Source organism: Desulfosporosinus orientis DSM 765 (assembly GCF_000235605.1).
GTDB classification, from domain to species: domain Bacteria; phylum Bacillota; class Desulfitobacteriia; order Desulfitobacteriales; family Desulfitobacteriaceae; genus Desulfosporosinus; species Desulfosporosinus orientis.
Genome location: NC_016584.1, coordinates 1,789,296 through 1,813,121 on the forward strand (window position 1 = coordinate 1,789,296; position 23,826 = coordinate 1,813,121).

At 40.8% G+C, this 23,826-nt stretch carries 19 protein-coding genes; all 19 read left to right on the plus strand.

The genetic code is table 11. The features are described from left to right. Positions 1–66 precede the first annotated feature (66 nt). On the plus strand, positions 67–1,911 hold the full coding sequence (gene htpG / locus DESOR_RS08290; protein WP_014184155.1) for a molecular chaperone HtpG: 1,845 nt from the start codon (positions 67–69) through the stop codon (positions 1,909–1,911). A gap of 477 nt (positions 1,912–2,388) precedes the next feature. Further along, positions 2,389–2,934 carry an RsbRD N-terminal domain-containing protein gene (locus DESOR_RS08295; protein ID WP_014184156.1) on the plus strand — a complete coding sequence of 182 codons (546 nt, stop codon included), beginning with the start codon at positions 2,389–2,391 and terminating at the stop codon, positions 2,932–2,934. Between the two features lie 17 nt (positions 2,935–2,951). Further along, positions 2,952–3,953, plus strand: coding sequence for a sulfate reduction electron transfer complex DsrMKJOP subunit DsrM (gene dsrM / locus DESOR_RS08300; RefSeq protein WP_014184157.1), 1,002 nt, complete (start codon positions 2,952–2,954; stop codon positions 3,951–3,953). A gap of 6 nt (positions 3,954–3,959) precedes the next feature. Further along, on the plus strand, positions 3,960–5,579 hold the full coding sequence (dsrK, locus tag DESOR_RS08305) for a sulfate reduction electron transfer complex DsrMKJOP subunit DsrK (RefSeq protein WP_014184158.1): 1,620 nt from the start codon (positions 3,960–3,962) through the stop codon (positions 5,577–5,579). Next, a complete protein-coding gene (gene dsrJ / locus DESOR_RS08310) occupies positions 5,579–5,956 on the plus strand; it encodes a sulfate reduction electron transfer complex DsrMKJOP subunit DsrJ (RefSeq protein ID WP_014184159.1) in 378 nt (125 codons plus the stop codon). The genes dsrK and dsrJ overlap by 1 nt, the downstream gene beginning before the upstream one ends. Next, the gene (gene dsrO, locus DESOR_RS08315; protein WP_014184160.1) at positions 5,953–6,759 is read left to right on the plus strand and encodes a sulfate reduction electron transfer complex DsrMKJOP subunit DsrO; all 807 of its coding nucleotides are present in this window, start codon (positions 5,953–5,955) and stop codon (positions 6,757–6,759) included. The genes dsrJ and dsrO overlap by 4 nt, the downstream gene beginning before the upstream one ends. Then, positions 6,752–7,909, plus strand: a complete 1,158-nt coding sequence (gene dsrP / locus DESOR_RS08320; protein WP_014184161.1) for a sulfate reduction electron transfer complex DsrMKJOP subunit DsrP — start codon at positions 6,752–6,754, stop codon at positions 7,907–7,909. Before dsrO ends, dsrP begins: the two co-directional genes overlap by 8 nt. Before the next feature lie 86 nt (positions 7,910–7,995). Continuing rightward, complete coding sequence (locus tag DESOR_RS08325) at positions 7,996–8,313, plus strand: TusE/DsrC/DsvC family sulfur relay protein (protein WP_014184162.1); 318 nt, start codon at positions 7,996–7,998, stop codon at positions 8,311–8,313. 222 nt (positions 8,314–8,535) lie between these two features. Further along, positions 8,536–9,555 (plus strand): lipoate--protein ligase, encoded by a 1,020-nt coding sequence (lplA, locus tag DESOR_RS08330; RefSeq protein WP_014184163.1) that lies wholly within the window; start codon positions 8,536–8,538, stop codon positions 9,553–9,555. Between the two features lie 586 nt (positions 9,556–10,141). Then, positions 10,142–11,401: a hypothetical protein gene (locus DESOR_RS08340; protein ID WP_014184164.1), complete on the plus strand. Its 1,260-nt coding sequence runs from the start codon at positions 10,142–10,144 to the stop codon at positions 11,399–11,401. Positions 11,402–11,482: 81 nt separating this feature from the next. After that, complete coding sequence (locus tag DESOR_RS08345; protein ID WP_014184165.1) at positions 11,483–12,223, plus strand: ABC transporter ATP-binding protein; 741 nt, start codon at positions 11,483–11,485, stop codon at positions 12,221–12,223. Further along, positions 12,195–12,947 (plus strand): ABC transporter permease, encoded by a 753-nt coding sequence (locus DESOR_RS08350; protein ID WP_014184166.1) that lies wholly within the window; start codon positions 12,195–12,197, stop codon positions 12,945–12,947. The genes DESOR_RS08345 and DESOR_RS08350 overlap by 29 nt, the downstream gene beginning before the upstream one ends. Positions 12,948–12,955: 8 nt before the next feature. Then, positions 12,956–14,380: a sensor histidine kinase gene (locus DESOR_RS08355; RefSeq protein WP_014184167.1), complete on the plus strand. Its 1,425-nt coding sequence runs from the start codon at positions 12,956–12,958 to the stop codon at positions 14,378–14,380. A 15-nt stretch (positions 14,381–14,395) separates the two neighbouring features. Then, positions 14,396–15,097 carry a response regulator transcription factor gene (locus DESOR_RS08360; protein WP_014184168.1) on the plus strand — a complete coding sequence of 234 codons (702 nt, stop codon included), beginning with the start codon at positions 14,396–14,398 and terminating at the stop codon, positions 15,095–15,097. Between the two features lie 20 nt (positions 15,098–15,117). After that, a complete protein-coding gene (locus DESOR_RS08365; protein WP_014184169.1) occupies positions 15,118–15,774 on the plus strand; it encodes a class II aldolase/adducin family protein in 657 nt (218 codons plus the stop codon). 118 nt (positions 15,775–15,892) lie between these two features. Continuing rightward, positions 15,893–17,152, plus strand: coding sequence for an adenosylhomocysteinase (locus tag DESOR_RS08370; protein ID WP_014184170.1), 1,260 nt, complete (start codon positions 15,893–15,895; stop codon positions 17,150–17,152). Positions 17,153–17,463: 311 nt separating this feature from the next. Further along, positions 17,464–19,179 carry a methyl-accepting chemotaxis protein gene (locus tag DESOR_RS08375; RefSeq protein WP_014184171.1) on the plus strand — a complete coding sequence of 572 codons (1,716 nt, stop codon included), beginning with the start codon at positions 17,464–17,466 and terminating at the stop codon, positions 19,177–19,179. Positions 19,180–19,240: 61 nt separating this feature from the next. Then, the gene (locus tag DESOR_RS08380; RefSeq protein ID WP_014184172.1) at positions 19,241–21,502 is read left to right on the plus strand and encodes a DNA topoisomerase 3; all 2,262 of its coding nucleotides are present in this window, start codon (positions 19,241–19,243) and stop codon (positions 21,500–21,502) included. Positions 21,503–22,146: 644 nt separating this feature from the next. After that, entirely contained in the window at positions 22,147–23,712 is a 1,566-nt protein-coding gene (locus DESOR_RS08385) for a BCCT family transporter (protein WP_014184173.1), read from the plus strand. Positions 23,713–23,826: the final 114 nt, after the last annotated feature.

A 23,826-nucleotide genomic window follows, 5' to 3' on the forward strand; every position in this document is an offset into this window, starting at 1 on the left:
TGATTAAAATAAGGTCTAGAGGCATACTTGTGAATGCCTGCTAATTTTTTTTCATGGAGGTACATAATGAGTACGGCAGGAGAAACTAAAGAATTTCAAACTGAAATTAAGCAATTATTGGATATTGTCATTCATTCTCTTTATACTGAACGGGAAATTTTCCTGAGAGAGCTAATATCCAACTCGGCGGATGCTACAGAAAAACTGCGTTATACCCAGTTGTCCGGTTCAGAAGTTAAAGATAAAGAGACTCCTCTGGAGATACAGATTAATACGGATGACACTAATCATACGTTGACTATTATCGACGCCGGAATTGGTATGACCAAGGAAGAACTGGTTGAAAATTTAGGCACTATTGCTCACTCCGGGTCTAAAGAATTTATTAAACATTTAACGGCAAAAGGAGATCAAAAGGATCTCAATTTGATTGGACAATTCGGAGTTGGTTTTTATTCGGCTTTTATGGCAGCTGATAAAGTAACGATTTTCACTCGCTCCTATCATGTGGAGGGAGAAAGCTTTATTTGGGAATCGGACGGTGTCGGGAGTTATACTATTACGCCTGGTGAAGACCAAGTCCGAGGAACAAAAATGGTTCTCCAATTAAAAGAGGATGCCTATGAATTTGCCAAGGAAGAAACTATTAAACGAGTTATTAAACAATACTCAAGTTTTGTACCTTACCCTATCTTGGTTAATGGTGAGAAAGTCAATACTGTTGATGCCTTATGGACAAAGAACAAAAGCGAAATTTCAGAGGAAGATTACACAGAATTCTATAAATTCATTGCCAATGCTTTTGACGAACCGCTGCTGCGCCTGCATTTTTCCTCAGATGCTCCAATCAATATTAATACGCTGCTGTTTGTTCCAAAAGAAAATATGGAGCAGTTCGGCTTTGGCCGTACGGAACCAGGGGTAAGCCTGTATTGCAAAAAGGTCTTAATTCAAGAAAAGTCCCCGGTTGTTTTGCCGGAATGGCTGCGTTTCCTAAGAGGGGTCATCGACAGTGAAGAACTCCCACTGAATATTTCAAGAGAAACTCTCCAGGACAGCGCTTTGGTAAGCAAGCTGAATAAAGTAGTCACAAGCCGCTTCCTTAAATTTTTGGACGGACAAGCTACGTCAGACCCCGAGAAGTATAAAGAATTCTGGGAGAAATTTAACTTCTTCCTAAAAGAAGGAGCTGCTAATGACTATACCCATCAAAAAGAGCTCCTCAAATTGTTAAGATTTGAATCCTCGAATACCGCAAGTGGAGAGTTGGTTTCATTAGCGGACTATGTTGGCCGTATGAAAGAAGATCAAACGTCAGTCTACTATGTGAACGGCCCTTCCCGCGAGGTTATTGAGTCCGGTCCATATCTGGAAGTCTTTAAAAACAAAGGTTTCGAAGTAATCTACACTTATGCGGCCATTGATGATTATATTTTTGGTTTAGTTAGGGAATATGAGGGCAAGAAACTTATCTCGGCTGATGAAGCGGATTTAAATCTAGGGGATGAGCAACAGGAGAGAAGTGAAGAGGCTCTTTCAGAAGAAGATGCTGCCGCACTGACGAATTGGCTTAAAGAGGTTTTGGGAACTAAAGTGACGGAGGTTCGAGAATCCAAGCGTCTGGTAGACAGCCCTGCAGTGGTCTTCAGTCCATACGGGACAAACAGCATGCAGCGAATGATGCAGCTTGTCAATAAAGATTTCAATAATGTGGGTCCCAGTGTTCTGGAAATTAATGCCTCTCATCCTATGATTAAGCGTTTGGATGCTGCCCGCAAAAATGAAGATGCCTTTGCCAAAATTGCTGCTGAGCAAATATTTGAAAACGCTCAAATAGCTGCGGGTCTTATTGTGGATCCAAGAGGAATGGTCAATCGACTAAATGAGATATTAGAGCGCGCATTAGGTTAACTCTCCGGCTGAAGTCCGCTAAGCGTGTAGGATTTGGGTACTTAACAGTTAAGAAATAAGAAAGAGTTGCATTTTTTGTAGCTCTTTCTTCTTAATCATCGCAATATGATTATCTAATTGATCAATAAAAAATAAGAATTTTACAAGCTAACAAAAATTCCTTAGACTGATAGTGATAATAGGAACAAATACGTAAAAATTGTCGTTACCCTGTTCTTTATTAAAATAAAGGTTGGTGCTCCTAAGCAAGGAGGATGCTGTTATATTTTGGGATGTAAGTAAGTTTGGTCCTCCTTGAGGGGTAGTTAGGACACTGTTTATGTGAAAACGTTCTCAGGATAGGTCGATGTTGAATGACCCGGATTCAACATCGACTGAATTGTGTTACACAAAGACACATTTAATCGTGGGGTTGAGCGTTCCTGGTAGGAATTACTTAACAAAGAGCTTTCTATTGAACTACAAGGAGTGGTCAGAGTGGATGTGGAATTTTATCGGATTTTAGAAGAGAAGAAATCAACCGTTGCCAAGAGATGGTTGGATGCAATAATGGCGTCGTATCCCAACGATAAATCCGGTTTTTTGATGAATCAAGGTGATCAGTTTTCTAATCCGGTGGGTTATACGTTTACTACAGGAGTGACTGGGATTTTAGACGTAATCGCTAAGGGGGAAGACTTTGGCGAAAGTATTTCGTTTCTCGAAGACATTATACGGGTCAGAGCTGTTCAAGATTTCACACCAGCTAAGGCTATGGCTTTTATATTTCAACTCAAAACCATCGTTCGGGAAGAGTTGGTACCGGAAATAAGGCAGAACCAGGTCTATATTGATTTATTGGAGTTTGAATCAAAGATAGACGATCTGGCCCTTACTGCCTTTGATATATATGTAAAATGCCGAGAGCAGATCTTCGAACTAAGGACGGATGAGCTTAAGCGGATGACATTTTCCCTATTAAAGAAAGCCAATCTAGTGTCCGAGATCCCTGTTCAGGAATCTGAACAAGAAGACCAAAAATAAAGGAAGGAGGTCGTAGAGTGAAAGTCTTGTATTCTTTCCTCACAGTCATTGTACTCATTCTAGTCGCCCTCATAGGAGCGAATATCACAAATTTACACTATGTCTTTGGTATTATCATACCTTATCTAGCCCTTGTTATGTTTGTGGGTGGATTTGTTTATCGAGTTGTTAAATGGGGGAAATCACCGGTACCTTTCCGGATTCCGACAACCATTGGGCAGCAAAAATCACTTCCTTGGATTAAGCAAAATAAGATTGAAAATCCAACAAGTTCTTTTTACGTCGTTGTTAGAATGGCTATGGAAATTCTCTTTTTCCGTTCGTTGTTCCGCAATACTAAGACTGAATTAAGAGAAGGGGAAAATGGCCCTCATCTCGCCTACGGCTCGGCAAAATGGCTTTGGTTAGGAAGTTTGTTATTTCACTGGTCATTCTTAATCATTCTGCTCAGACATCTAAGGCTCTTCTTAGATCCTATCCCGTCTTTTGTACAACTCCTTGAAAGTGTCGATGGTATGCTGCAAATTGGCTTGCCTCAGCTTTACTTGACAGACATGTTTATTTTAGTGGCACTAACATTTTTATTTCTCAGGAGGGTATGTATTCCAAAAGTTAAATACATTTCACTTCCTGCAGATTACTTCCCATTGTTTATGCTGATGAGCGTTGCTATTTCTGGAATTTTGATGCGTTACTTCTACAAAGTAGATCTTATTGCAGTCAAACAACTTGCCATTGGCTTAGCTACTTTTCAACCAGTCCTCCCATCTGACATCGGCCCGATGTTCTTTATTCACATCTTCTTAGTAAGTGTTCTGTTTGCATATTTCCCGGTGAGTAAGTTAATGCACATGGGCGGAATTTTCATGAGCCCAACGAGAAATATGATGAACAACAACCGGATGGTTCGACACATCAATCCCTGGAACCCTGAAGTAGAAGTTCATACTTATGAACAGTATGAAGACGAGTTCAGGGAAAAAATGAAAAAAGCTGGTATACCGGTAGAAAAGGAGTGATCTTGGATGGCACCGAAAGTTAAACTTCCTAAACCGGGAGAACTATCGAAGATAGATTTTAAGCTTCCGGCAACGGATTGGATGGATACACCAGTTGAGATCAAGCCTGGTAGCGTATGTTGGGGATCAAAAGAAAAAGATTTGCTGACTTTAGGTTTACCGAACGCAAGATCTTGGCAGCCAACCGACGAAGACTGGAATGTACCAGAGGGTTGGGAATCGACTATCTTGGATGGCATTGCAGAACGACTGAGTAAGTATCGCTCTTTCAAAGTCTTTATGGATATATGTGTAAGATGTGGCGCTTGTGCTGATAAATGCCACTTTTACATTGCCTCAGGCGATCCAAAGAACATGCCTGTATTGAGGGCTGAACTGTTAAGATCTGTCTATAAACGATATTTCACTAAGTCAGGAAAATTCCTTGGACGTTTAGCAGGGGCGAGAGACCTGGATATGAACGTACTCAAGGAATGGTGGTCCTACTTCTTCCAATGTACAGAATGCCGCCGCTGTTCTGTCTTCTGTCCTTATGGTATTGACCAGGCTGAGATTACCATTATTGGACGGGAACTTCTTAATCTAGTCGGTTTAAACATCGATTGGATCTCAGGACCGGCTGCTGCATGTTTTATGAAGGGTAATCACCTTGGCTTAGAACCCCATGCAATTAAAGGGAATATTGAATCCATGGTTGACGATATCGAGGATATTACCGGTATCAGAGTCAATCCGACCTTCAACAGGAAAGGTGCAGAGATACTGTTCGTCACTCCTTCAGGTGACCTGTTAGGAGAACCTGGGGTTTATACCTGTATGGGTTATATGATGCTCTTCCACGAGTTAGGCCTGGATTACACTTGGAGCACCTATGCTTCCGAGGGTGGTAACTTTGGTTTCTTCACATCCAATGATACGGCGAAGAAACTGAATTACAAAATCTATGCTGAAGCTAAACGTTTAGGAGTTAAATACATCATCGGCGGAGAGTGCGGTCATATGTGGCGTGTCCTTAACCAATACATGGATACCTGGCATGGACCTGCTGACTTCCTTGAAGTTCCGGTTTCGCCGATCACCGGGACAGTCTTTGAAAATGCTAAATCTACAAAGATGATTCATATCTCCGAATTTACGGCGGATTTGATTAAACACAATAAGTTGAAACTTGACCCAAGCCGCAATGACAACCTGAAGGTAACTTTCCATGATTCCTGCAATCCTTCTCGGGGTATGGGCTTGCTAGATGAGCCCAGAGAGATTATTAAAGCTGCATGTAATAACTTCTATGAAATGCCTGAAAACACCATTAGAGAGAAAACCTTCTGCTGCGGCAGCGGTTCGGGATTAAACGCTTCCGAAAATATGGAACAGCGTATGCGCGGCGGTTTTCCTAGAGCTAATGCTGTTAAGTATGTCAGAGAAAAACATGGAGTTAACATGTTAGCGAATATTTGCGCTGTAGACCGGGCTGCATTACCAGCTCTAATGGACTACTGGAACCCTGGTGTAGGGGTAACCGGTGTGACCGAATTGCTAGCTAATGCTTTGGTGATGAAAGGTGAGAAAGAAAGAGAAACCAACCTACGCTTTGAAGACTTGCCGGTAAAAGGGGGTAATGAGTAATGTATAAGGGCGGAAGAATTATTGCTTCACTCATTATCTTTGTTGGGCTTTTCACCATCCCCTTTTTCTACAACCTGGGAAAAGCTAACGCTGGACCTGAAATTGATGCCCAGCAGCTTGCAGATTTTCAGAGTATTGAGCCAAGTGTCAATATGATTGCTAATCACCCTCAAATGTTCAATCAATGGCGTGACGAATTAGTTCGGAATGGTAAGACAGTATATGTTAACAGTGAAGGAAAAGAGATTGACATCAGCTTAGAAAAATTAGAAGGAACAGATCAATCCAGTCAATTCTGTGTATCCTGCCACAACTATACTGCAGTAGACCCCACTTGTTGGGATTGCCATTCTGGTCCAGAGGGGGCAACGAAATGAGTGTAAATAGACGACAATTTTTAAAACGTGCAGCAGCTCTAACTGCTTTAGGTATCGGAGGTTCATTTGCCTTAACCGGAATTCGCGGAAAAGTCGCAGATGCTGCATCTGAATCTGGGTTTAAGGCGACAGACAAAGGACTTAAAGCGACTCATTGGGCTATGGTTGTTGATATGAGTAAGTTCAAAACGAAAGCCGATATTGAGCGTGTGATTGAGTCATGTGATAAAATCCATAACATTCCACATTTTGATAATCCAAAGGATGAAATTAAGTGGATATGGGAAGATGATTTTGAGCATACATTTACAGAAGCTCAAAATGAACTTCTAACAGAAGAATTTAAGGAATTACCTTTTATTTTAATGTGTAACCACTGTAAAAACCCAGCTTGTGTCAGAGCGTGTCCTACCGGGGCAACCTTCAAAATGGATAACGGTATCGTAGAAATGGATTTCCACCGCTGTATTGGCTGCCGTTTTTGTATGGGTGCATGTCCTTTTGGTGCACGAAGCTTCAATTTCACGGATCCGAGACCATATATCAAAGAAATTAATCCGGATTTTCCAACCAGAACCATTGGAGTTGTCGAGAAGTGTACCTTCTGTGTTGAACGTTTAGAAGAAGGGTTAATGCCTGCTTGTGTCGAAGCATCTAATGGCGGATTGATTTTCGGAGATTTGGATGACCCTAATTCAGAAGTGCGTAAAATTGTTAGCTCTAAGTATACAATACGGAGAAAACCCGAACTTGGAACTCAACCGAGTGTTTACTACCTTGTAGGAGGTGGAGACGATGTTTGAAAAAGCTCTGACAGGGAGTAAACGCTACTGGACATGGATTTGTATCCTGCTGGCAGTGATTGCTGTAGGTGTTTTGGCCTATTTCAGACAGTTCAATCAAGGTCTCGGACTTACTGGAATGAGCCGGGACGTATCCTGGGGGTTATATATTGCCCAGTTTACTTTCCTAGTTGGTGTTGCTGCTTCGGCAGTTATGCTTGTTACACCTTATTATCTACACGATTTTAAACGGTTTGGAAAAATGGTCATCCTCGGCGAGTTTTTAGCCATTGGTGCCGTGATCATGTGTATCCTGTTCATCTTCGTTGACGTTGGACAGCCAATGAGGATTTTGAATGTTTTATTATATCCTCAATTACATTCAGTTATGTTCTATGATATGTGTGTATTATGCGGGTATCTTGCCATCAACCTGGTTGTGGGCTGGACTACACTCGGAGCAGAAAAGAAAGGTACTCCCCCACCGAAATGGGTTAAACCTATTATCTATCTCTCCATTCCTTGGGCCTTCAGTATTCACACCGTAACAGCCTTCCTATATGCTGGTCTTCCCGGACGACATTTCTGGACATCAGCTATTATGGCTGCACGTTTTCTAGCCTCTGCTTTTGCAGCGGGACCTGCGCTTCTCATTATCCTGGCTTTGATCGTTAGAAAGGTCAGCAAATTTGATCCGGATCCTGGTGTGGGGGCTATTCAGTCTCTTGTCAAGATTATTCGTTATGCTATGATCGCCAACGTTTTCTTTTACATCTGTGAGGTGTTCACAGCGTTTTATAGTAACTCGCCTGATGAAATGGCACCTTTTAAGTATGTGTTCGTTGGAATTGATGGGCATAATAGTCTAGTACCCTTTATGTGGACTGCGGCAATTCTAGCCTTTGTTGGTATAGCATTGCTGATCTTCCCAACACGTAAGAATCCAGTATTGCTGCCTATTGCCCTGTTATCAATTTTTATTGCGAACTGGATTGATAAAGGTATTGTCTTGATTTTAGCCGGCTTTGTTCCGAACTCTTTTGAGCGAGTTACGGAATACTTCCCGACAATGAACGAGCTTGCCATCGTAGTTGGGATATATGCCATTGGGGCACTGATTGTAACAGTTCTTTATAAGATTGCTATTTCAGTGCGGGAACAAAATATTTAATATTTGTAAGGTTTTTGATAATTGTTTTGAGATAGAATCTACTCAAACAATATCAAATTTTATATCACAAAGGAGGAAATTTAATTATGGCTCAATTAGTAGTAGGAGATTTAACTGTTGAACTGGACGAAGACGGTTTTCTTGAGGATTTCGCTGTATGGACTGAAGACGTAGCTAATGCACTTGCTGCAACAGAAGATGTACCAGAGCTTACAGAAGAACACTGGAAGATGATCAACTATCTTCGCGACTATTTTGATCAATTCGGTGTTGCTCCAATGGTTCGTAAAATGGTTAAAGACACCGGTTATGATCAAAAGAAAATCTATGAATTATTCCCAGCTGGTCCTGGAAAGGGAGCTTGTAAAATTGCTGGTCTTCCAAAACCAACCGGTTGCGTATAAACCATTAACTTTTGTTAAAGGGTTATGAGCTTTAGGAGAGTCTATCACAATTATGTGATTGGCTCTCTTTTTCTGTCTAAAAATGAGTACAAGTATACGTACATTTTTAAGACCTTTAAATGTCCTAAATGACTACAGGACAACTAATATCGTAGTGTATAATGATTAAGAGAAGGACTTATAGGTCAAAATGTAGAATAAATCAAAAACAAAAAATAGGGGTTGTTTAAACTGCTAAATCAAAATTATGATACAAGAATTGTTTTCTCAAAATCTTTTGATCCATGGTTTAATCTGGCTTTAGAAGAACATCTTTTGAGGGAAGTTAAACAAGGCCAAGTTATTTTATATCTCTGGCAAAATCAAAACACTGTGGTTATTGGCAGAAATCAAAATGCATGGAAGGAATGCCGTTGTACGGAATTAGAACAAGCAGGTGGGAAGCTCGCTCGCCGTTTATCCGGAGGAGGGGCTGTTTTTCACGACTTAGGGAATCTGAATTTTACCTTCATTATGGACAAGGAAAAATACGATTTAGAGAAGCAGCTCAGGGTAATCTTAGAAGCGGTAAGGAAATTTGGTATTAATGCAGAATTTACAGGCAGAAATGATTTAACAGTAGATGGCCGGAAATTCTCAGGGAATGCTTTTTATTTTGAACGGGACCGGGCTTATCATCATGGAACGATTTTGATAAATGTTGATGTTGATAAACTATCTAAATATCTTCAGGTATCTAAACAAAAGATTGTATCAAAAGGCGTAGATTCTGTCAGGGCAAGGATCGGTAACCTGAGTCTTTATCGTCCGGATATTACCATTGAGAAAATGAATCAGGCATTAATGGAAAGCTTTCAAGAACTATACGGTAAATCCTCAGAACAGCCCTTAACCATTGATAATTCCAGTTATGAGTTACAAGGCCTTTATCAAAAATATTCATCCTGGGAATGGTTATACGGCAAGACACCGAGTTTTGATATCTTATTAGAGACTCGTTTCCCCTGGGGGGGGATTGAATTAGGTTTGAGTCTTAAGAATGGAATCATCAATGAATCAAAAATCTATTCCGATGCCATGAATAGTCATTTAATTGAACGATTAGCCTCAGCCTTAATCAACCTGCCCTTAAGTAAAGAAACCATGGTTTCTTCAATTCGGGAACTGGAAGTTGATAAAGAGGATGAAATGATCATCAATGATTTAGTTACTTGGATTAATGGCGATTCCTTTACAATATAGAATAACTAAGTTAGTATTCGAACGTAAATAAAGGTGTAAAGGCTTGAAGTATTGTATTTGATAACTTACAAGCCTTCTTTTATACTACTCTGAAAAATGGAACCCGAAAGCCCCAAAACAATCTAAAGTACCCGTGGACCCGAAAGTAAGGGCAGATTCGTCCATAGAAGCGAACCCATTGCATGGAGAGGCGGTAAAAGCCCACAAGCGGCTGTGGGGAATGCGGAGCCAGGTTCACTTCTGGTACTACCCAGAGGTTTGGCACGAAAGTGTCCGGTGGACACTTTCGCCGAAGCGGCTATCTCCAAAGAGTACTTATCCGCTGAGGGTAGCTCCCGCGGCCGCGAGTGGGCGAGCCTCGGAATGCGCGGTGACGAAGACACTGTCTTCGCACGAATTAGCTTTCTTGCAGGATATGGCGAAGCTGCCCTACCCCGGAAACGGCCCTTTTCATCCTCTGCTGGTGCTGTGACAGTGGCAGGGGGGCTATCCTGAAAAGTTTATAATTTGTTAATAAACTGTTTAGGGAAATTCAAGACTCATGGCTTAGAATATATTTAGATCTTAATAATAAGGAGCTGACAAGATGAGACTTAAGAAAAAATCTGCGATGCTTATAAGCTTTACTGTCGGAACCCTGTTGTTAGCGACAACAGCCTTAGCTGATATCGCAAGCAAAAGCGGTTATGACGAGCTTAAGGATGCCATTAAATTAACAGCGGAGCAAACTAGTGAAACCTTTGATAGCTTCACCGTTGACTTTTCCTTGGTGATGAAGGATAATGGCAAAATTATAATGAACGAAAATGAAACTTTAAAGTATGACAGAAAAAAATCGGCCAAGGAAAATATTTCTTCCGGAACCAGTATTTACGGAGACAAGAACTCTTATCAATCTTACTCAGACAAAGACACAACAATTCGATATTCTGAAGAGGATCCTATTTACTATGTGACAGAGTACACTAAAGAACGGGAAGATCAAACCTTAACTAACCCGTTCAAAGAGGATGAAGCAGAAGATATAGAAAAGATTGTTGATGCCCTTGTTGGGAATCTAAAAGATCATGTTATTGTTACTGATAATTCCGATGGGAGTAAAGATCTTTCAGGATCATTGACAGAGGTGCAAATTCCTTCATTGGTTAATGCGGTAGCATCATTCCAATTAAAACAAGAATTTAATCAAAGTGGTCGTAATGATAGCAAAATGCCTCATTTAACGAAAGATGTTTTTGTGAAAGAAGTCAAAGGTACAGCCGATGTAAACAAAGATGGGATTTTGGAAAGTATCTTAGGAACCGGGGTTATTTCAGGTAAGGATGATCAGGGGAATCTTCATGAAATATCAATTGAAGCTTTAATTACGGTTTCCGATATAAACTCTACCAAAGTCGTAAAGCCGGATCTTACAGGTAAGAAAGTTGTAACTAACGTTGCGCGTGAGTATGGCAATGAAATTACAAATCCGGAGAAATTCCTTGGCAAATTTAAGAATGACATCATCATCGAGAAAGAAGGCAAGTTTGTTAAAATTGGTGAGAGATACCTTGAAATCACCCAAATTAACGCTCAGTTGGTTGCAGGTCACTATTACGAGGTATATAAGCCTGAATATGAAAATTACAAGTCTGCTACAAGTGATTTAAACTTTAAGGCAAGCTTTGATAAAGATCAAAAACAAAATGCAGAATTTGAGATTGAGACAGAATCGAAGGATAAGGTTCGAGGAAGCATATACTTAAGTGACTATGATGGAAAAGTGAACTTCAATATTAATACGGCAAGTTCACCTTACCCCATGGGCATAATGTATGATTCTACCTTTAGTCCGGATTTAGAGTAGTTCAATCGTAAATCGGCGCTGGAAAAAGACTGCCGGGATACTTCCCGGCAGTCACATTAGCTTCTTGCAATGGGGGTTAACATGGATAAAGTAATCGAGATCAAAAACCTTACCAAATCTTATGGTAATGGCCGGGGAATTGAAGATCTAAATCTGGATATTTACGAAGGGGACATTTTTGGTTTTCTGGGGCCTAATGGCGCTGGAAAGACCACTGCTATGAAAATCATGACAGGACTCATCCGGGCGGACCAGGGAGATGTTAAAATTTTAGGCCATAGTGTAACAGAAGAGTTTGAAAATGCAATGGCTCAAGTGGGCTGCCTAATTGAGATCGCCGAGTCCTACCAATTTTTAAGTGCCTTCGATAATTTGAAACAGTTAGCTCGTTATTACCCTGAAATTAAACACAGCAGGATTGATGAAGTTCTGGAACTGACAGGAATGAGCAAATTCAAACATGAAAAGCCGAAAAAGTTTTCCTTAGGAATGAAACAGCGTCTAGGTCTTGCTGCAGCGATATTATCCAAGCCTAAGGTTGTCATTTTGGATGAACCTCTTAACGGGCTTGATGTTGAAGGAATGATCGACATTCGTAAGTTAATTCAGCATTTGGCAGAGAATGAAAAGACAACCTTTTTTATTTCCAGCCATTTGATTCATGATGTTGAATTGACCTGTAACCGCATTGGTGTAATCTATAATGGAAGAATACTGAATGTTGAAAGCACACAAACCATTTTGAAAAACTATGCGACTTTAGAGAACTATTTTGTAAGTGAGGTAGAACGAAATGGCCGTGTTTCAGGCAGCGCTTCTTAATGAACTTGAGAAGCTTTATAAAAAGAAAAAAGCCTTAGTAGCAGTTTTATTATCCCTTGCAGTGATTGTTGTTGGGCAGCTGGTAATTGTAGGCGTGAGAAGCGGATTTGGGCTCAGAGGGACAGGAAGTGTAGAATTTCCTATGCTTGTTTTATCCGTTGTGGTTAATACCATATTGCCTCTTTTTACAGCTTTAGTCGCCATCGATAGTTTCTCGGGGGAATATAGCCAGAACAGTATGCGTATCACCTTAACGCGACCGATTAGTCGCTTTAAAGTTTTTACCGCGAAAATAACAGCTATTACCCTATTTATATTAGGGACGCTTTTACTAATACTTGTTTTCTCCATGTTGGCGGGATTTATTTTTAATACAAACTCTGCAACCCTTGACTCTTTTGGAAGAATTGTTTTTTCCTATCTTGTCAGTTTGGTTCCATTGACAGTATTAGCCTTAGGCATCGTCTTTTTAACCAATATTTTTAAAAGCGGAATTGCCGTCTTTTTCATATCCATTTTGTTATTCTTAGCCTGTAAAGTTCTTGGAATTATCTTTTCCCAATATTCCAGTTTATTGTTGACGACTCAGCTTGAGTGGTATAATCTATTTTTGGTTAATTCCTTTCCAATTATTAAAATTATACGTCAGTTCTTATTAATGCTTGGAGCGGGAGTCATGTTATTTACGGCAGGGTTTTACATTTTTGATAAAAAGGAATTTTAGGTGACAGTATGAAACTCAAATCACGCTTAATTATGGCCAATGCTTCGACAGTAATTATACCAATGGTTATTACTGTACTAATTGCGTTGGCTGCTTTTTTTATATTTGGAAAGTTATTGGGTAGTGGTATCTCTTTTGAGCATCAGCAGCGAAAATCTATGCTCAAGTTAGAACTCATGAATGAAACTGAGAATTGGAAACGTACACCAGAAATCTTAGTCGAAGAGAGTTATCAAAAATATCTTCTTAATAAACTAGCTGATATCAATAGTGAGTTATTGTTGCTGAAAGATAATAAAGTGGAATTTTCGTCAAGAAATTTTAGCAAAATAGAAGTTGCTAAAATTTTAGATGCAGGGAAAATCAGCGGCAGCCGAGAAATGGTCACTATTGATGATCTTTCCTATTCTGTCGTAGACATAGATCTAAAGTATAATGAGGGTTCTCAAGGCAGAGTATTCCTGCTGACACCTGTCGACAGTTGGGACACGAGTTTTACCGGTTTACTGATTTTTGTCAGTCTGTCTTTCCTGATTTCCTTCATTTTAACTAATATTATTGTTTCTTTTCAATTTTCAAGAAGCATTCTTACCCCCCTTCATACCCTCCAAAACGCTGCGGCAGAAATAGCAAAAGGAAATCTTGATTACTCTATTGTCGAAGAGGGGGATGAAGAGATACAAGCTTTGTGCCGGGACTTGGAACTAATGAGAATTAAGTTAAAGGACTCTGTTCACACTCAGTTAAAATATGAAGACAATCGAAAGCTCCTTGTCTCCAGTATTTCTCATGATCTAAAAACACCGGTTACATCTATAAAGGGCTATGTAGAGGGAATATTGGATGGGATAGCGGATAATCCGCAAAAAATGGAACGATATTTAAAGACGATTTCCTTAAAGGCCTATCAAATGGATCAAATGATCGATGACTTATTACTCTATGCCAAGCTTGATTTAAATCAAATACCTTTTGATTTTGAACGTCTGGATATTGAAGAGTACCTTAAAAGTTGTGTCTCAGAATATGAACCTGAATTGGAACGAAACAACATCAAAATCTTGTTTGACAATGAAATGCCGCAGAAACAGCACGTCTTGGTTGACAGGGCAAGAATGAAGCGGGTAATTATGAATATCCTTGACAATTCTTGTAAATATATGAGTCCTGGACAAGGGCTAATAACCATCTTTCTGAGAGATACGGCGGGAAGCGTCATTGTGGAGCTGCGGGATAATGGCTCGGGCATTGCTGAAGGGGATTTGCCCCACATTTTCGATCGCTTTTATCGTGCGGATGCATCTCGAAGCAAAGGAAGCGGTTTAGGGTTGGCCATTGCCAAGCAGATCATTGAAGGGCATAATGGAAGGGTGTGGGCTGTTAGTCATGGAAAAGAGGGAACCAGTATCATGATTTCCTTAAGTAAGTCATGATGATGGAGGGAAGAAATGAACAAGACGATATTAATTATTGAAGATGACTTAAGTATTGCTGAGTTGCAAAAAGACTATTTGGAAGTTGCCGGTTTTGAGGTTATGGTATCAAACAATGGTTCAGAAGGCTTTATGACCTTTCGAGAAAATGATATTGATCTTTTGATTCTGGATATTATGCTTCCGGGCATGGACGGCTTGGAAATTTTACGATCTCTGAAAGAGGATAAAGATGTGCCAGTCCTTTTAGTTTCCGCCAAAAAAGAGGAAATTGATAAAATTAAGGGCTTAAGTTTAGGTGCCGATGATTATATAACCAAACCCTTTAGTCCGGGTGAACTGGTAGCAAGAGTAAAAGCTCATTTGGAGAACTATGAACGATTAAAACTTCGCTTCCAAGAAAGAGCAATAGCATCAAATGTCCTAAAAATTCGCGGTCTAAAGATTGACAAAGATTCACATCGGGTTTATGTGCTCGGCGAGGAAGTGAATCTTGCCCAGAAAGAGTATGCCTTACTCTTATACATGGCGGAGAATCCGAACCGAGTGTTTGGGCGGGAGGAGCTGTTTGAACGGGTTTGGGGATTAGATGCTATAGGAGATTCGGCGACAGTAACGGTACATATTGCCCGCATTCGGGAAAAGATCGAAAGGGATGTGTCAAATCCTCAATATTTGGAGACAGTTTGGGGGGCAGGGTATCGCTTTAGGGTCTAACATAAGGGAGGTTTATTATTATGAATCCGTTGTTGAAAGCCCGCCAAGAGATAGTGATCAAAGGCAAAGAAATATTAGCCACCAAACTCACTGTCGGAACTTGGGGTAATATTAGCTGTCGAGTTCCGGGGGAAAACTATATAGCCATTACGCCATCAGGTATGAGTTATGAAACCTTAGTACCTGAGGATATCGTAATTATAGACCTAAATGGCAATATCGCCAGCGGTACCCGCAAACCTTCTGTAGAAGTTCCTTTACACATGGCAATATATTCTGCTCGCGAGGATGTCCAGGCTGTTATTCATACTCATAGTGCCTATGCAAGTGCAATGGCTGTCGCGAGAAAGGAAATTCCAGGTGCTGTTGAAGATTTAGTACAAATTGTCGGCGGCAATGTGAGAGTAAATGAGTATGCTTTGCCGGGAACGGAGCAGCTGGGCAAAAAAACGGTTAAAGCTTTAGAGGGCAGGAATGCCGTATTGCTGGCAAATCACGGAGTACTGGGGGTTGGCCGTGATTTAAATGAAGCCCTAAAAGTTTGCCAAGTGGTTGAAAAATCGGCGCAAATTGTCTTGCTGGCCCAGCTTATAGGTGGTGCAGTGGAGTTGTCACAAGAGGATATTGACGGGATGCGCAGCTTTTATCTGAACGGATACGGGCAAAGCAAAAGCTAATCCTTAGGGATTTGTATCAACTTAAGGAGTTATGATAAAGTATAATCAATAATGGTCTCACAAAATGGTTAATCCTAAAGTTAAAATATAAATGAATAGAGAAAGTAGGTATTAAGACATGGATTTAAAATACACTATACGGGACTTATCATTAGCCGGCGAAGGTCAACGTAAAATTGATTGGGTTAAACCACGTATGCAGGTGTTAAATAGCGTACGCAAACAATTCGAAGAACAACAGCCTTTTAAAGGAAAAAAAGTCGTCATTTGTTTGCATCTAGAAGCAAAAACGGCTTATCTCGCTCAAGTAATTAAAGCCGGAGGCGCTGATGTCACGGTAGTCGCCAGCAATCCTTTATCAACACAGGATGATGTGGTGGCTGCTCTGGTTCAAAGCGGAATCGGGGCTCACGCCTGGTACAATGCTACAGATGAAGAGTATAATACACATTTGCAGTTAGCTCTTGATACGGAACCGGATTTTATCATTGATGATGGCGGAGATTTGGTATCCACCCTGCATACAACTCGCCCGGAACTTTTGCAGAAGGTCAAGGGAGGGGCAGAAGAGACAACTACCGGAGTACTGCGGCTGCATTCTATGGCTCGCGATGGGGTGCTGAAATTTCCCATGATCGCTGTAAACGATGCACAATGTAAGTATTTGTTTGATAATCGATACGGAACCGGACAATCAGTTTGGGATGGAATAATGCGAACCACAAACTTAGTTGTGGCCGGCAAGACTGCTGTAATAGCGGGTTATGGCTGGTGTGGAAAAGGTGTTGCCCTGAGAGCTAAAGGTTTAGGTGCGCGAGTCATTGTTTGCGAGGTAAATCCAATCAAAGCCAATGAAGCCCTGATGGATGGATTTGAAGTTATGCCAATGGTGGAAGCAGCAAAACATGGAGATTTTTTCATAACCGTGACGGGCAATACGAACATTATCAATAAGGAGCACTTTGTTGTCATGAAACCCGGTGCTGTGATGTGTAATGCCGGTCATTTCGACGTGGAAGTAAATGTTGCTCAATTAAAAGAAATAGCTGTTTCTGAACGAGTGGCAAGGGCCAATATCATGGAGTATGTCTTAGCTGACGGACGTCAATTATATGTCTTGGCTGAGGGACGCTTAGTGAATCTGGCTGCCGGAGACGGGCACCCTGCCGAAGTGATGGACATGACATTTGCTTTACAGGCGTTGTCCTTAGAATACGTTGCTTTAAATTATGAGACATTGTCTCCTGAGGTATATCAAGTGACCACGGAAATTGACGAGAGAGTGGCAATGATTAAACTCCAATCATTAGGTTTATCCATTGATAAACTAACAAAAGAGCAGGAAGCTTATCTGGCGTCCTGGAGCACTGAAGAATAAAATTATTCACTTAAGGGTAAAAGAAATGTCATCGTAATAATTAACTATTATAATGGATAGTATTCTTAATATTGATAGAGGGTGTCTGACCTAATAAGTATGGTCGACACCTTTTCTTTATTATGGGCAAAAGAACTATCTGCCCTTACTTTTAAGCTTATTATTTTAGACAACAAGGGCGGAAGAGGTTCTTAAGGGTTTATTAATATAAGAAAATACTATCTTTACGATAAAGGAATTTAAAAATCAAGAAAGAAGTTAAAAAAATCACAAACCGATAGCTAACGATGAGATTGAGGGAGGATAAGTGTATGATCTTTATAAGCAACAGAAGAACTGGTTTCAAAATTGGAATTATAATCGCCATCATGTCAATTGCCTTGGGAGGAGTAGGGCTTATCGGTTACTTGTATTTTCAAAAAGCCGGTGTATCCCTGAATAATCTCTACGATTATGATTTAATTCCTATTCGGGACATTAATCAAGCACGCTCGGACAGCAATGCCCTTAAATCGGCAGTCTTGGCAATTACCTCTTATAATCTCAATGATGCGGACCGGAAGGTCCAGTTGGATCAAATAACTATGAGAGAAAACTCTATCGATAAATTCCTGCAAAATTTTAAACCCTTGGCAACGGCCCCTTATGAAATAGAAAGAGTGGAAAAAGCTGAGGAGCTTTTTAAAACTGTAAAGGATGTTGTCCGGGAAACGCTGGAGTTGGAGCAGAACCAAGATACAAGTTCAGCAAAAGATTACTATTATAAAATGGGCTTTAATAAACAAGATGAATTTCAAACCCTTTTGCGGGAACTGGGCAATTATAATATCGAAGAAGCTAAGTCTCAAGTGGTCAGCGATAATGAAATGATAAATAGAGCACAGTGGATTCTGATTTTCATACCTCTCCTGACCACATTCATCGCTGTGTTAATAGGGTTTGTTATAACCAGAACAATTATTGGCCCCTTGCAAAGGATTTTAGAAAGTGTTGAAAAAGTAGCAGGCGGAAATTTACAGGCAGAGCTTAATATCCATACCCAAGATGAAGTGGGTTTATTAGCCAGAGCATTCAATACCATGACGATGAATTTGCGCAAACTAGTCCTGCAAATATCGAATTCTGAAAAACACCTGTCGGCTGCTTCCCAAGAAATCGCTGCTACCTTGGAACAAAATGCTCAGGTTGCTAATCAAATAAGTTCCGCAATTTGTGAGGTTGCAAATGGTTCGGAACAGCAGGTCAAAGCACTGACAGAAACAACCACGACGATGGAAGAATTTTCGGCGAGTATTGAAGAAGTTTCCGCAAGCGGAAATGTTGTCGCTAGTCAAACAGCAAAAGCGGCAGAAATTACCCAGGCAGGAAATAAAACGATTATTCAAGCGGTTGATCAGATGAGCTATATTGGAAATACAACGGAATTAGTTCAAAATGCGATTAAGAAGTTGGTTGTTGGCTTCGAAAGCATCAGTGAATTTATTGATATTATAACGAACATTTCTTCACAAACTAATTTATTAGCATTAAATGCTGCCATAGAGGCGGCTCGCGCTGGGGAGCAGGGACGTGGCTTTGCTATCGTTGCTGACGAAGTTCGAAAACTTGCTGAGCTGTCTCGTAATTCTGCGGATAATATCGTTAACATCGTTCGAGAAAATAAAGATAATGTCAGAGATGCCAGTCTTGCTATGGAAAAGGCTGTGCGTAGTGTAGCAGACGGCGTTGAAATTGTGAATTCGGCAGGGATCGCTTTTGGCAATATTGCCAGCTTGATTGATGAAGTATCATTGCAGGTTAATCAAATAGCGGCTGTAGTGGAACAAATGGCCGGAGGCAGTCAGGATATTGCAGCTTCAGTACTATCTATTGACAAAGTTTCTAAAGAAACTTCCAATCAAACCATGAACATCAGCAGTGCTGTGGAAGAACAATCGGCTGCTATGGATCAAATCTCTATGAATAGCCGGTCTTTGGCAGAAATGGCGGCAGATCTTCAGTATGCCGTGGAAAAGTTCCGGATATAAATTGTTGGTTTTATAAGCTATAATAAACTATGAAACTTGAAGTATTAAGAGAGGCATAAGAATGAAAAGAACACTGATTGTTGCGGAAAAGCCCTCACAAGCTCGGGAATATGCCGTTGCTTTAGGAGTGAAAAGAAAGGGGGATGGTTACCTGGAAAACGATCAGTATGTGATTACATGGTGTTATGGTCATCTTCTAGAGTTGGAACGTCCGGAAGCATATATGGATCTGGAACAAGTGGGGAGACGCTGGAGTTTAAGGCGTTTGCCTGTTTTGCCTAGTCTGAATGACTTCCGGCGTGTGGTTAAAAAGGAATCTGCTAAGCAATATCAAGTCGTCCTGAATTGGCTGAGCTCTTCAGAAATTACCCAAGTGATCTGTGGAACAGATGCTGACCGTGAAGGACAGCTTCTCTTCCAAGAAATTTGGGACGCGGCAAATTGCCGCAAGCCTTTGTCAAGGCTCTGGATTTCTTCACTGACAACAGCGGCAATTCGGGAGGGTTTGAAGAACCTTCGTTCTGCAGAAACTGTGGCGGGATTAGCAGCAGCGGGAAACGGCAGGGCTTTTGCCGATTGGGACTTTGGAATGAATCTGACTGAAGGATTTACAGCCTTGTTTGGCAGCTTTGACACAGAACGAAAAAGACCAAATGTCATCTCAATAGGGAGAGTACAAACTCCAACCCTGGCTTTAATTGTTGAACGTGAATGGGAAATTGAGAGTTTTGTTCCTCAGCAGTTCTATGAAGTAAAGGCCGAGTTCAAGGCAGAACAAGGGAATTATTATGGAAAATGGATTGATCCCGGTGATGATACCAAGCGGATTACGGATCTTCAAGAGGCTGAATCCATTGTGTTAAAAACCCAAGGCAAATTAGGCAGCATTAGCGAGATGGAAGAAAAAGAAATTCTGGAGCCCGCTCCGCTTCTCTTCGATTTGACGTCATTGACAATTGCAGGCTCCAAAAAGTATGGTTATAGCGCAGAAAAAGTCCTTCAATTAGCTCAATCTCTTTATGAAAAGAAGGCCATTACCTACCCGCGGACAGATTGTGCCTATCTTTCCGAAGATATTCTGCCCAAGCTGCCGGCACATTTGAATGCAGTTTGTCAAGAACCCTATAAGGATTTGGCAGACCAAGCGAGAGGTTTTGGCTTACCTAAAGGGAAACGCGTGATCAATACAATTACAGCTCACCATGCTATAATCCCGACGACTGAAAAAGTTGTTTTAGAGAGACTTAATCGAGATGAGCAGCATCTTTATGATTTAATTGTACGGCGCTTTTTAGCAGTTTGGTTTCCGCCTGCCCGATATTACCAAACGGTTGTGATGACTTTAGTTGAGTCTGAAACCTTTCGTACAAAAGGTAAGGCGTTGTTGAGCTTGGGTTGGAAAGCAGTATATGATCATAGTGATCTGAAAAAACATGGGTCTGCGGGAGAAGAAGAGGAAGCTGCTCTCCCTCCTTTGCTGAAAGGACAGGTTGTTCAAGTTAAGGAAGTTTCCTGGGATGAAAAGAGCACAAAGCCCCCTAAACCCTATACTCAGGGTGATCTCCTTAAGGCGATGGAAGGTGCAGGGAAACAGATCGATGATGAAATTCTGCGTCAGCAATTGAAGGGGAAAGGACTGGGCACTGTTGCCACTCGTCCGGCTATTATCGAGAGTTTAATTGATAGAGGGTATATCTTTCAGAAACAAAAGTCTCTGAGGCCTTCAGCAAAAGGGGTTGAACTGATCCGTTTGATTAAAGAAAAGCTGCCTGAGGCCCACCTGCTCATTAGTGCTGAGATGACGGGTCAAATGGAGTATAATCTGGCCAAGGTCGAAAAGGGAGAAATCCCCATCCAGAGTTATATGTCAGAGGTTGAAAACTCTGTCAAACGAATTGTGGCTGAACTACGATCATTTGAGCAATGTCACGGTAAATCTCCCTTAGCTTTTGCGCCTGCTGTAAAGGTTTCAAGAAAAGGGAAGAAGAAAGAAGAGGGCGAAAAAACAGTTCGCCAGAAGGAAAAAACCAGTGATAGTTCTGCACAGTCCTTAGGAAAATGTCCCAAGTGTGGCAGCGAAGTCATTGAGGGGCAAAAGGGATTTGGATGTTCAAATTGGCGAAGCGGATGCCGCTTTGTTTTGTGGAAAACTCCCATCTGTGGTAAAACTCTAACACCGAATCAGATAAGACGGCTTTTAAAAACCGGGAAAACCCCCTTAATCAAAGGATTTAAGTCGAAATCAGGGCAATCATTTGCGGCCTATTTGATTTGGGAAAATCCAGCTGAGGCAAAATTGACCTTTAGATTTAAGAAGGAATAGTAAGTCTTCATGACTTATAGAATACTCCAAAAATTAAGTCTTGGTGACTTATGTAAGTCGCCAAGACTTAATTTTTGGAGTAGAAGAGTGAAAAGTTCTAATGTTTGAATTACTCTGAGTTAATGAGCTTAGCTGTAAGTCCTTATAATTACGTACATATTGCTTAACTATTAAAATTTTTGTGATAAGATATTTATTTTTATGATAATTGGCAAAGAATTTGCAATTAAAGTTGTGGGACAGAAGTTAAGGGACAGAAGTTAAGGGACAGAAGTTAAGCATTTTATCAAAAGGAGGTTTTAATGGTCATTTCAGGGTACTGAAAATTTGAATCAAAGGAGGAATAAAAGTTAAGGATTAACAGTTTCATTTTACATGATATATCTTGGTAATTCTTACTTGACAAATCATTTAAACTTTATGCAACTCTAGTGAAAAAAATAGCTATATTAAGGCTAATAACCTAGAGTTCTTAGCGGGCATCATCATAGGATTGTTTTTTCACGGACCTGAAAATACCAAGAATGTAATAACCAAGGATTTGCTTTCGTAACACATAGTATCGATAGACACGCGGAATTTATCAGCTGACTTATCTTCATAAACCCCGTTCTCAGATTGAATCACAAGAAAGGGTGAATAACTTGTCACAAGAGAAGTCTAAAGGTATATATGCTCGTATTAATCCTGTTGTTTTCTGGGGCAGTGCTATTTTATGTGTTTTGTTATATGCCCCAATGCTTTACTTTGGTACAGATCTGCAACCCTATGTTTCAACAGTATTAAAAGCTATAACCTATAGAATGGACTGGTTATGGTTATTATTTACTTTGGGTTGTGTAGTGTTTTCACTTTGGTTGGCTTTTGGCAGATTTGGCAATGTAAAATTGGGCGGATCAGATGATAAACCTGAATTCTCAGACTTCAGCTGGATATCCATGATGTTCACTGGCGGTGTTGGAGCTGGTTTAGTTTATTGGTCCATGGCTGAGCCTATTTTTTATCTTAAGTGGCCTCCTTACTGGAATGAGCCCTTTTCAGCGCAAGCCGCGCAATATTCTATTGCTTATGGAATATTTCACTGGGGTCTTTCGGCCTGGGCTATTTTTGTTCCAGGGGCCATCGCCTTTGCCTACATGATTTACGTAAGAAAAAGACCCTTCTTCTACCCAAGCTATGCTTGCCGGGGAATATTGGGGGACAGGGTAGACGGATGGATTGGCAGAGCTATTGATATCTTTGTTGTTATCGGTCTGGTAGGCGGATTAGGAACAACCTTGGGAACGGTTATACCTATGATGTCGGCTGTAAGCGCCGATATGCTGGGTATTGAGAATACTATGGCGGTAAAAGTTGGGGTCACCCTGGTGGTTGCAGCGGTATTTGGCTATAGTGCTTTCGCAGGTTTAAACAGCGGCATTAAAAAATTGTCGGAATTAAATAGCTGGTTATGTATGGGATTATTAGCCTTTATTATGATTGTAGGCCCCACCTTATTTATGTTATCCTTCTATGTTGACAACCTAGGGGTTTTGGCTACGCACTTTTTACGGATGAGTTTATATACAGATCCCATTACCAAATCCGGTTTCCCTCAGGACTGGACAGTGTTTTACTGGGCCTGGTGGGCAGCATGGGCTATGTATTTCGGCTTATTTGTTGCCAGGATCTCCAAGGGAAGAACGATCAAAAACGTTGTAATAAATATGATGGTTGTAACCTCAATCGGCTGTTCACTGTTCTTCTTAGTGTTTGGCGGCTATGCAGTAGATCTTCAGCTTAATCAAGGGATAGCACTTGATCAGACTTTGGCTGACGCCGGAGCTGCGGGAATGATTTCCCAAGTCTTGCATACTTTACCCTTAACTAAAATTGTGATTCCCTATTTCTTATTTGTCATGCTTATTTTCCAAGCTACGACCATTGATTCCAATGCCTTTATTATTTCCATGATTTCTTGTAAAGAAGTCAGAAATGATCAGGAATCTCCCCGTTGGACAAGACTTTTCTGGTGTGTACTCCTTGCTGTGATCGGGGTGGCTATCATGATGGTGGGCGGATTACCGGTAGTTCAGCTGTCATCGGTTGCCACCAGCGTACCCATTATATTTATTATCATCATCTTAGGGCTGTCCCTACTCAAGTGGCTCAAGGAGGATTTCGGCGGAGAAAAGAAAGTGCAAGTTGTCGATTATCCGGAAGAAGACTAATGATGCCGTCAAATGTATAATGAGGTTGAATAAGTAAAAGTATCAAAAAGAGGATGGGCTGATCATGCCCATCCTCTTTTTGTTGGTAGTGTTCTTTCCACAGATAAAGAGACT